The following is an 11,700-nucleotide window of genomic DNA, read 5'->3' on the forward strand; positions in this document are numbered from 1 at the left end:
ATATTTAAAATTTACTCCTCCACCCTCTTCATTCTTGAAAACGGAAACCCATTACAACCTTTTCTTGGATTTGCTCTATCCGCAATTTTTACAGCTTCTGCCTCAGCTTCTGTTTTTGCATTATAAGCACTTAAACAGAAACCCCATAAAAATGGCTGCATATTCTCAAAAGTCATATAATCAATACGAGTATATAATCCGCCGTCTGCCGGATTATTTTTATCATTTCTGGCAATGAGGTATTGTTCTTTTTCATTCCATTTAATGATATGATATTTTGCATTTGGTTTTTGTATCCAAAGAGTATCGTTGATGGTATAGGTAATTTTATAATCATCCATAAAATTGCCTTTCAGCATTTCAGGAGCTTTGGTTTGGGCTTGAAGGTTTATGAATGATAACAGTAGAATTACAAATAGCAGTAGTTTTTTCATATCATGTTTTTTAGTAATCAAAGTTTCATCAGGCTAAAATATCTCTCACAATTTTTCCATGAACATCAGTCAAACGGAATCTTCTTCCTTGAAATTTATAAGTTAATCTTTCATGGTCTACACCCATCAGGTGCATGAGAGTAGCCTGAAAGTCATGTACATGAACCGGGTCTTTAATAATATTATAGCTAAAATCATCTGTCTCTCCATAATTAAATCCTGCTTTTACCCCTGCTCCTGCCATCCACATCGTAAAACATCTCGGATGGTGGTCTCTTCCATAATCATCTTTTGTCAATTTACCCTGTGAATAAACTGTGCGCCCGAACTCTCCACCCCATATAACTAATGTTTCATCCAAAAGACCTCTTCTTTTTAAATCCAATATTAATGCCGCCGTTGCCTGATCCACCTGTTTGCATTGATTGGCAATACTTTTGGGTAAACCTCCATGCTGGTCCCATCCCTGATGATACAATTGAACAAATTTCACATCTTTTTCAATCAATTTACGAGCTAAAAGGCAATTGGCTGCGTAAGTTCCTGTATCTCTGCTATCAGGCCCGTATAAATCAAAAACTTCATCAGTCTCATTCGAAATGTCCATCACCTCAGGCACTGAGGTCTGCATTCGGTAAGCCATTTCATATTGAGCAATCCGATTATCAACTTCTGGGTCACCATAGGCTTCGTTCTGTAACTGATTCAGTTTGGTCAGATAATCAAGCATTTCTTTTCTGTCATTTCCATCATATCCTTCAGGATTATTCAGAAACAAAACAGGGTCTTTACCGGAGCGGAATTGTACTCCCTGATGCTTGGACGGCAAAAATCCATTACCCCATAGTCTGGCATACAAGGGCTGATCTTTCGGTGCATTTTTGGAAACTAATACAATAAATGTTGGTAGATTATTATTATCAGAACCTAAACCATAACTTACCCATGAACCAATGGATGGTCGTCCAGGCAACTGATTGCCGGTTTGAAGGAAAGTGATGGCCGGATCATGGTTGATAGCTTCTGAATAAATAGATTTAATGACACAGAGCTCGTCAACAACGCTAGCAGTATGCGGCAATAAATCACTTACCCATGTGCGGCTTTTACCGTATTGATTGAATTTAAATATAGAGGGCACCATTGGTAAAGCACTCTGGCTGCCACTCATGCCTGTTAAGCGTTGCCCTTTCCGAACAGAATCAGGCAGGTTTTGTCCTGCGAACTCCACTAATTTAGGCTTATAATCAAAGGTCTCAAACTGTGAAGGGCCACCACTCATAAAGAGATAAATTACACGCTTGGCCTTGGGTGCAAAATGCGGTAATGCTTTAAATATTTCTTCCTCAAGATGCTGAGGGTTCTCAATCAACGGTTTGCCACTTTGACCAAAGATTGCCTTAGAGCCCAACAACGAACCCATAGCCAAAGCACCTAAGCCTAATGAAGTTTTGGTCAGAAAAGTGCGTCTGTCTAATTGTTTATTGAGTTGATTAAATTCGGGTGTATTTAATCTGAACTCTTCATCATGATGCTCTGACATGCTATCGTTTGGTTAAAGTTGCATCAGAATTTAATATGGTACTTGCTACTACTGCATTTGCCGCGACTAAAGACTGGTCTAAATCTTTTGAAACAGGATATTGCCCGGCACTTAACCAACCTTTGGATTTATTAGGTGAATTTCTGAACTTATTCTGTTCTGTCTGTTGCAATTGCAATAGTAGATTTATTTCTTTTGATGAAGGCTTTCTTCCTGTGAGTTTTCTATATGCCTGAGTGATTGCCTCTTGTTTAGATTTAGATTTACACATCTGTTCTCCTATTACTTTGGCTGCTTCTGTAAAAGTAGGATCATTCAGCGTAACTAAAGCTTGCAAAGGTGTATTGGTTTTCTGACGGCGAACCACACAAAAACTACGGGAAGTAGCATCGAAAGTAGCCAATGTTGGGTTAGGAACTGCTCTTTTAGCAACAATATAGAGGCTTCTTCTATAAACAGTCTCCCCTGAATCGGCCACGTAGTTATCACTATTAATTTGCCATAGCCCCTCTGGCTGGTAAGGTTTGATACTTGGGCCGCCAATCTTATTATTGATTAATCCACTAGCCACTAAAGCATTATCCCGAATCATTTCCGCAGTCATTCTAAAAACTGGGCCATGTGCTAATAAGCGGTTTTCAGGGTCTTTTTCTTTTTGTTCTTTAGTTGATTTTGAATCCTGTCTATAAGTGGCTGACATTACAATTAACTTATTGAGCTTCTTTATGTCCCATCCTGACTCCCGGAAGTTGACTGCCAGCCAATCTAATAATTGCGGATGGCTCGGCATCTCCCCCTGATTCCCGAAATCTTCTGTCGTTTTTACAAATCCTACTCCAAAGAAATTTTGCCATAGGCGATTAACCGCTACTCTGGCTGTTAAAGGGTTATCTTCATGGGTCAACCATTGTGCTAATCCATAGCGATTTTTAGGAAGATTATCAGGAAATTTCAGAATGAATTCCGGCGTATTTGGAAATACTTCTTCACCTAAAGCATCATAATTACCTCTTTTCAAAACATAGGCTTTTTTGCGTTTCGGCATTTCCTGCATCACCATGAGCTCCTTTATCTTTGCCATCGAATCAGATAAAGTAGTTCTGGTGTGTTTCAAATCATTCTGAGCCTTAACTACATTCGGGGCAATAGCCGATAGATAGTATTCTCTTAACTCTTTTCCATTAGTTGTAACCAAAACATTCTCCCATTTAGCTTTATTAGCCAATAGTTTTAATTCAAATGAAGTAAGTACTCTATTATAAACAACAATTTCATCAACCTTTCCATACTTAAAACCAAAGCCACGCCACCATGCGCCAATCTGCAAACCCGGCTGAGTTGAAGAATTTAGCAGAATATCCTTTGTGAGCTGATCCATCGTTGTTTCCATCAATAGTTCTCTTCCGTTTTCATACAAACGAAAACCATTAGCTTTTGATGAGCCATCATAAGTCATGGTCAGTTGAACCCAGTTCTCTCGGAGAACTGGTTGTTTTGAGACACGTGTAATGGCATTTGATGGAGATGTATGCGCCATATTGATCTCGAACCTATCGTTTTTGAGATATAGGTGAAATCCTCTGAAATTATATAATCGTTCTGCCTGACTTTTATGGATAATTACGCCTTCTTTCAAATCTTTTGGGATATAAACCCAAAGACCCACGGTAAACGGCTCTGATTTTCTGAATACACCTACCCCATTCAAATCCAGGTAATTATCTCCATCCATCAGCATAGATTTGCCTTTCTCTCTCTTTTCAAAAACAGGTTTATCGCCTTCTGCACCTGATTCTCTTTTCATGCTACCTGTCTGCTTTCGGTTCAGGGTATTTTTGAGCGTGCCATCATCAAAACTGTATTCTGCTAATAAGCCAGTCTGTGGTATTTTCTCTTTCGAAAGTTTCTTGTAAGCTCCTGTTTTAATCCAGTTTTCAAAATCATTATTGCTGGAAGCTCTGGCTTTTTCCACCATATCCTCCTGTTGTTTGATCTGATTATTGATAAAACTAATAACTTTCTCCTGCTCATTAGTAGGTAATAATAAAGTCGGTGTAGGCAAAGCACCATCCCATGAAATTTGCCCTGCTTCTTTCACATTATTGAAAAAGCTAAATAATTCATAATAATTTTTCTGAGAAATCGGATCATACTTGTGGTCATGACATTTAGCACACCCTACTGAAAGTCCTAAGAAAGCATCACCAAAAGTATTGGTTCTATCTACTACATATTCAGTCTGAAATTCTTCTTCTATAATGCCACCCTCCAGATTCTGCTGATGATTACGATTAAATGCTGTGGCAATAATCATATCTCGGGTAGGTTTGGGCATTAAATCACCAGCCAATTGTTGATGGATAAACTGCTCATAAGACATATTTTTGTTGAACGCATTTATCACCCAGTCACGATAAGGCGACATATCTCTTAACCTATCAACTGTATAACCATGAGAATCAGCAAACCTTGCTAAATCTAACCAGTCAACAGCCATTTTTTCACCATAATGCTGAGAAGCCAGTAATCGGTCAACCTGTTTTTCATAGGCATTGGGACTATTATCTTTCAGAAAGGCATCAATCTCTTGTAAGGTTGGAGGCAAGCCAGTCAAATCTAGTGAGACCCTACGTAATAGTAATTCCTTATCGGCTTCTTTGGAAGGTTGCAGATTTTCTTCTTCCAGTTTTGCTAATACAAAATTATCAATCGGATTTTTCACCCAATCTTTATTCTTAACTTCTGGTAAATCAGTTTTCTCAGGTTTAATAAATGCCCAGTGTTTTTGATAAACTGCACCGTCTTTTATCCATTTCACTAAAGTAGCTTTTTCTTTCGCATTCAATTTCAGATGTGAATCTGGTGTAGGCATTATATAATCCGCATCCTTCGACAAGATTCTGTGAAAAACCTCACTATTATCTAAACTCCCGGGGTCAATCGCCACTTTATCAGGATTCTCAGAAAGGTTCGCATAAGCAAATTCAGCAAAATCAAGTCTTAATCCAGCTTTTTGCTTGGCTTTATCGGGTCCATGACAGACAAAGCATTTATCTGAAAGTATCGGTTTTACATGGAGGTTATAGTCCAGCTTATCTGGCAGTTCTTCATAGGCCATAGCCACTTCTTCGGGCAAATCAGGCTTGCAGGAAAATAATAGCAGATTTGCCGAAAATACCAATATCAAAGATATGTAGGGTATCTTCATCAGAATGTTAGGGTTCAACTCTACAAATATAAAATTTAGCTCACACAATCACTATTGAAAACTGAGAAAGGATTGGAAAGCTCAGCTAAAATTTATTAATCGGCTGAAAATATAATTTTGATTTAAGAGATAGAATATTTGTGTACTCATAGCAAATGAGACAAATAAAAAGGAAATATCCTCGAATATTGTTTAATTTTTCACAAATCATTTAGACTCTCATATAGTCAGGAGTCCATTTTTTAATGGATTGTTTTATTTCTTTTGCTGATAAATTAATTGCAGCAGTTTCTTCAATTAATTCTGCTAGTTCTTCATCAGAAGCAAATCTTAAGGCTAACAGCTGTGTTAAAGAAAGCCTCGGCTCAATGTGTTCCAATCTTTTATTGGTTAAGAGATAGTATCGAAATCTTAATTCTAATCTAACAATTCTATCCTGATTCATTAAAGCATAGTGTTGTCTGAGCATATATGATAACCATGCTATCAGGAGAAGAATAATTGCCAATACAACCCAGATAGGTTGTTGGTCTTCATATTTAGTACTGAAATAGATGCATACTCCTATCAGTATGAGTACAACAGGATAGAAAATAAAATGATGTGGAATATAGTATCTGACGTGATTTTTATAATTCTGCTCTGCCATGACTCAATAGATAATTACAAGTAAAAGATTTATGAACTTTGCTTCAAAGGTAAAAAAAAGAGTATTTACTCAAATGGATTTAAGTAAATACTCTTATAATCTGTTGAAATACTATCAGAATTTAATTACCTCCCCATAAATAGTCTTTCAAACCTTTCTTCTGTGCTTACAGAAGCGGGTTAGAAAGTAAAACAGTCAGAATAAAGAAATATCTTTTTCTCATAGTTGTGCAGTTAGTTTTATTTATAGGCATTGATAGGAACGATAGTTCCATCAGGATTATATTGTAATTCTGCTACCTTAATATTCCTTAAATGTGTTTGACCTGATAGTTGAACATCATGGTAAAACAAATACCATTTACCCTTAAACTCTACAATAGAGTGATGGTTTGTCCAACCTTCTACTGGATTTAAAACTACGCCCTTATAAGTAAATGGGCCATAAGGATTATCGCCTATGCCGTAGCAAATAAAATGTGTGTCTCCGGTAGAATAAGAAAAGTAATATTTACCATTATATTTATGCATCCACGCAGCTTCGAAGAAACGTTTATCATTATTGCTTTCTAAAAAGACCTTACCATTTTCATCAACAATTTTCACATCTTTCGGCGATTCAGCAAAACTTAGCATGTTATTACTTAGTTTGGCGATTTTAGGCAAAAATGCTTCTTCCTGGGCAGTTTTTAATTTACCATTACTATCGTAAGAGCTGCTTGCCCATCTTTGTAATTGCCCTCCCCAGATACCTCCAAAATACATATAATAACTTCCATCAGTATCTTTAAAAACACATGGGTCGATGCTAAAACTGTTTTCAATGGGTGCTTTTTCAGCCTTGAAAGGCCCTTCCGGCTTTTTACTTGTAGCTACGCCTATTCTGAAAATATCCTGTTTGTCTTTTACAGGGAAATAGAGATAATAAGTACCATTTTTATAGGCAGCATCAGGTGCCCATAATTGTCTGCCTGCCCAGGGAATATCTTTAATATCTAAGGCTACTCCATGATCTATGATTTTTCCGTTGGGACTATCCATTGAAAAGATATGGTAATCTTTCATATCGAAATGACTGCCATTATCATCTTGCTTTATGCCTGATTCAATGTCATGTGATGGATAAATATAAATTTTACCATTGAAAACATGAGCTGAAGGATCAGCTGTATAAATATGGCTGACCAATGGCTGCGAAACAGGTTTTTTCTGGGGTTGCGCAAAAGCTAGTATCGCCCCCAATAAAGACAAAGTAGTGATTAGAAGCTTTTTTTGAGTAAAGCAGATCATGTATTTAGTGATTTATTGATTAATGAATGAGTGATTTATAATCTTAATTGAACCTTTAAAATCCAACTGAATTTCCCCCGTCTACTGGCAATGATGCTCCCGTGATATAACTGGCGGCCTCAGAAGCCAGAAAGACAGCTGCCCAACCAATATCATCCGGTTTGCCAAATTTACCCATAGGTGTACGGTTAAGGGCTCTATGCATTCGGTCAGGGTCGCTGCTTAAGGCAGTTTTCATCATGGCAGTTTCTATGAATCCGGGAGCAATGGCATTGACTCTGACGTTAAATTTTGAAAATTCAGAAGCTAGTACTTTCACCATACCCTCCACACCTGATTTGGAAGCAGCGTAAGCAATTACTCTGTCAATTCCATAATAGGCTGCCATTGAAGAAATCATCAATATAGAACCACTCTGGCGGGCGATCATGCGTTTCGCACAAGCACGAGTCAAGGCAAATACAGCATTCAGGTTAGTATGTACAATTCTCTGAAAATCTTCATCCGTTACTTCCAATGCGGGTTTTTTCATATTAATTCCGGCATTGTTTACCAGAATATCAATCGGTCCTATATTGGTTTCAATATATTCTACTAAGTTTTCCAGCGCGTTTAGTTCAGTTACATCATTTACTACATATTGGGCTGATTCGCCCAACGTTTGAATTGACTCTTTGAGTGCATGCTCCCGACGACCTGTAATAACAACCCTTGCCCCTGCCGAAATCATACATTGAGCTATATCAAAGCCGATACCACTTCCTCCTCCGGTAATAAGCGCCAGTTTGCCTTCTAATGAAAACACATTTTTTTTCAGATGAGCGGACTCCGTGCCGTTCAATTTTTGTTCTGCAATCATCTTAAATGGTATATTTCTACTAATTTTTTAACTTCGTCTAAAGTTCTTGTAGGTGGTACTAGTGGTGCTGGAATGGGTTTATTAGTATACGTAATAAAATATAATACACAGGCATCCCTCCACCACAAAGCTTCTTTTTCCTGAATTTTCAACCGACCTTTTACATTTTCGAAGGTTTCCTTATCAATTTCTGGTTTCAGGCTTTCCCAGGTAGATTGTAATTTTCGCACCTCTTCTACCCCATTGTAATACCTGAAACATAGTTCATCCCAAAGTGTTCGGCCTGTGCTTAGTTTCTTTGTCCATGAAACATGATGAAACCAAAGCAAATAATCTAGTGAACAATTATCAGGGTTAGCCCATGTTTTTTGTACTTCCGGATTATACAAACTCAAGGCATTGCTTACTGCCCCTGTTCTGTCAAAACCCAAACCAATGGAATCGGCCCGATGATAATAGATTGACGTCCAATCTGGGCGTCCACTTTTTGCTAACCAAGGTTCAGGGCCATAATGGTGGCCTTCTCCCATCATGTGTGCAGTGCCTAAAGGATAAGTATAGCCTATGTAAATTGGCAATGACTGAATCATCATCGTTTTAATTTTGTCCTGAGCAGGTTTGTCGTTTGTCAAAGTCATGGCTATCCATTCGGAGGCAATTTGCTCGGAAGAAAGATTATGATCCCAGGCTAATCTTCCAAAAGCATACCAATTGGCCTGATTAAATGGATGAGCCGTCCAGTTTACATCTGAGCCTGTATTGGCGACTCCAGCCATTAATGAATTTTCGTGAGCATCTAAACTACCATCTATCACTTTAGCAACGGTAGAGCCTTTCCCCTTTGCATAGGTATCACTATCAAGGCATTCTTTGAACATTGGTGCTAGATATGTGAGATGCGTTGATTGCCCTAAGTATTCTTGTGTAATTTGAAACTCCATACCCAAAGTAGTTTTAGGAAAAGCACCAAACATTGGGTGAAAAGGTTCGCGAGGCATAAAGTCAATAGGGCCATTTTTTACCTGCACAATTACTTTAGGGTCGAATGTACCGTCCAGTGGTTTAAATTGCTCGTAGGCTTCTTTGAAGCGGTCGCCTTTAGGGTCAGCATTATATACAAAAGCCCTCCAGATAACGATTCCTTTATAAGGACGCATCGCTTCTGCCAGCATATTAGCTCCATCTGCATGTGTTCGACCATAATCCTGTGGCCCCGGCTCACCTTCTGAATTGGCTTTCACTAAAAATCCACCGAAATCAGGAATGTATTCATGAATCTCTTTAGTTTTATCGTTCCACCATTTTCTTACCTCAGGGTCGAGCGGATCAGAAGTCTTTAAACCACCTAAAGTTCGAGGAGACCTGAAATTGACTGAAATAAAAACTCTGATTCCATAAGGACGCAGAATATCAGCTACTGCTTTAATTTTTTCGAGGTATTCGGGTGTTAAAAATCTTGAACTGGCATTAACGTTATTAATAGAGGCCGCATTAATACCAATTGAGGCATTAGCTCTTGCATATTGAATATATCTTGGGTCAATTCTGAAAGGCAATTCAGTCCATTTCCACATTGACGAGCCAGCATAGCCACGCTCTACTGTTCCGTTGGCATTGTCCCAATGATTCAACATTCTGATTTTTACTTTCGGATTGCTTATGATAGTCAGGTTATTCAGACTTTTACCTGTTTGAATATTTCTCAACAAGTCAAATGCACCATACAGAACGCCTGAAGGTGTTTTGGCTTTAATAATAATATTTCCCTTTTGGGAAGTAATTGAAAAACCATCTTCAATCAGATTTTCGACATTATTAGTGCTTACTTCTAAAATTATTCCACCTGTTTTGCTTATTGGATTTTTAGAGATACTTACTTTTTTTCCTAAAAGTCCTTCAAAACCCATTTGTAATTCTTTGGCGGCTGTCATTACAATGGGAGAATCGTCGTTAACTGAAATGTATCTGGTTAGTGCCGAATAGGTTGCTCTTTGTTGCGCGTCCTTTAATAAATCGTATTTAAGCCATAAACGAGAACCATCGTCAGCCAAGGAATTGAAGGCCAAGAATTGCAAGAATATGATGATTTTTTTTAACATATTTCTGTTTTTGAAATTATTTTCACGAAGATTTCCTCTTTATCAGGCCTTTTTGATTACCCCTATTAATTTCTCTCTTTTCTCCGGACTCGTCTTTGTGTTTTCAGATACACTATTGAGGAAAGAAATAGTTACTTTGTTTCCATCGAAGGCACAACTCAATTTATCTCCATGAATCGCCTCTACAAATTTTTCATTGAGTTGGAGGGTATTATCGTTTACCCAAGTGGCTGTACCTGCCATTTTAGATGGCATATGCGTGCGATTCGGCACTGGAAATAGATTTCTGGTAGCTCCTTCATTAACTAGCCAGTGCTGCCATCCGAATTTGATTTTATCTATTCCTGAATTTGAAGTTAGTTTTAATATACAGTAATCTTTATCAAAATAGAAACTCACTTCTTTGATTCCGTAAGGATTAGTTTCTGCCTGAAAAACCTTATTCATATATTGTATGGCTGAAGGCGAAGTGTTTGAACTTTTAGGCGCTGCCAACGAAAGATTTTTCAAATCATTTTTTAAAGCAGTTAAATCCGTTGGGTTTTCAGGTAGCGCACCATTGTTCATTGCTGGTAATAAGGTTTGATAAGCCACGTTCATGGTTTTCTGTAAATCCCAGCTTTCAGAAGTCATAATAAGTACTGCATCTTGCTCTGGCATGACCATACAAAATTGTCCAAAAGCGCCATCACCCCTATAGAATCCGGGCTTGCATCGCCAGAACTGATAGCCATAACCTTGCGACCAGTCACTATCTCCTGTATTAGAAGTTGTTTGTTTTTTAGTGGCTTCCTGAATCCAGGATTCGTTTAATAACTGTTTCCCATTCCATTTGCCTTTTTGCAAATAGAATTGCCCAAATTTCGCAATGTCTTCTGTTTTTACACGTAAACCGAATCCTGCGGTATTTAAGCCCTGTGGTGACGTTTCCCAATCATATCCTTCAATACCCAATGGTTCGAAGAGCCTTGGAGCTAAGTATTTGTCTAAGTTCTGTCCTGTAACCTTATGTACAATTGCGCCAAGCATATAGGTCGCTCCGGTATTATATAGGAAGTGGGTGCTCGGCTCATGCACTACTGGCTGCTCTAAAAATGTCTTCACCCACGACTGATTTGTCATTTCTCTCAGTTTCGGCATTGTATCTGTATCATGACCTGTATTCATGGTTAACAGATGCTTGATTTTCATTGCCTTAAGGTTTTCACTAAGCGAAGCAGGTATTTCATCAGGAAAAAAGGAGATAACTTTGTCATCGACCGTAATTTTCCCTTCCTGCACCAAGAAGCCAATGGCTGTACTTGTAAAACTTTTTGATAACGAATATAAGGTATGCTTATAGTTGGCATCAAAAGGCTTCCACCATCCCTCAGCCACCACATTTCCGTGCCTAACCAACATAAAGCTATGCCATTCCAACCCTGATTCTTTAATTGCCCCCAGAAAATCACTGATACCTTTAGAAGAAACTCCTTGTGATTCAGGCGTTTTGCGAGGAAGTGAACTCGCCATTGCAGAAGCATATGCCCAAGGTTGCGGGATTGAAACCAGGAGTGAAACTGCTCCGGCTTGCTTGATAAAGGTTCTTCTTGAATGGTTCATAGTGCTTAGTGTTGGTT

At 38.3% G+C, this 11,700-nt stretch carries 8 protein-coding genes; all 8 read right to left on the reverse strand.

Features of this window, described 5'->3' with window-relative positions:
* Nucleotides 1-11: 11 nt before the first annotated feature.
* A complete protein-coding gene (locus tag ACYVFA_RS06615; protein WP_460471022.1) occupies nt 12-434 on the reverse strand; it encodes a hypothetical protein in 423 nt (140 codons plus the stop codon).
* 28 nt (nt 435-462) lie between these two features.
* The gene (locus tag ACYVFA_RS06620; protein WP_460471023.1) at nt 463-1,977 is read right to left on the reverse strand and encodes a DUF1501 domain-containing protein; all 1,515 of its coding nucleotides are present in this window, start codon (nt 1,975-1,977) and stop codon (nt 463-465) included.
* 1 nt (nt 1,978) lies between these two features.
* Entirely contained in the window at nt 1,979-5,185 is a 3,207-nt protein-coding gene (locus ACYVFA_RS06625) for a DUF1553 domain-containing protein (RefSeq protein ID WP_460471024.1), read from the reverse strand.
* Between the two features lie 211 nt (nt 5,186-5,396).
* Nucleotides 5,397-5,834, reverse strand: a complete 438-nt coding sequence (locus ACYVFA_RS06630) for a DUF6526 family protein (RefSeq protein ID WP_460471025.1) — start codon at nt 5,832-5,834, stop codon at nt 5,397-5,399.
* Nucleotides 5,835-6,073: 239 nt separating this feature from the next.
* Nucleotides 6,074-7,123, reverse strand: a complete 1,050-nt coding sequence (locus ACYVFA_RS06635; protein WP_460471026.1) for a glycoside hydrolase family 43 protein — start codon at nt 7,121-7,123, stop codon at nt 6,074-6,076.
* A gap of 55 nt (nt 7,124-7,178) precedes the next feature.
* Complete coding sequence (locus ACYVFA_RS06640) at nt 7,179-7,982, reverse strand: SDR family NAD(P)-dependent oxidoreductase (RefSeq protein WP_460471027.1); 804 nt, start codon at nt 7,980-7,982, stop codon at nt 7,179-7,181.
* On the reverse strand, nt 7,979-10,081 hold the full coding sequence (locus ACYVFA_RS06645) for an alpha-glucuronidase family glycosyl hydrolase (RefSeq protein ID WP_460471028.1): 2,103 nt from the start codon (nt 10,079-10,081) through the stop codon (nt 7,979-7,981). Before ACYVFA_RS06645 ends, ACYVFA_RS06640 begins: the two co-directional genes overlap by 4 nt.
* Nucleotides 10,082-10,123: 42 nt before the next feature.
* The gene (locus ACYVFA_RS06650) at nt 10,124-11,683 is read right to left on the reverse strand and encodes a serine hydrolase domain-containing protein (protein ID WP_460471029.1); all 1,560 of its coding nucleotides are present in this window, start codon (nt 11,681-11,683) and stop codon (nt 10,124-10,126) included.
* Between the last annotated feature and the right edge of the window lie 17 nt (nt 11,684-11,700).

It is taken from the genome of Emticicia fontis (genome assembly GCF_054779675.1).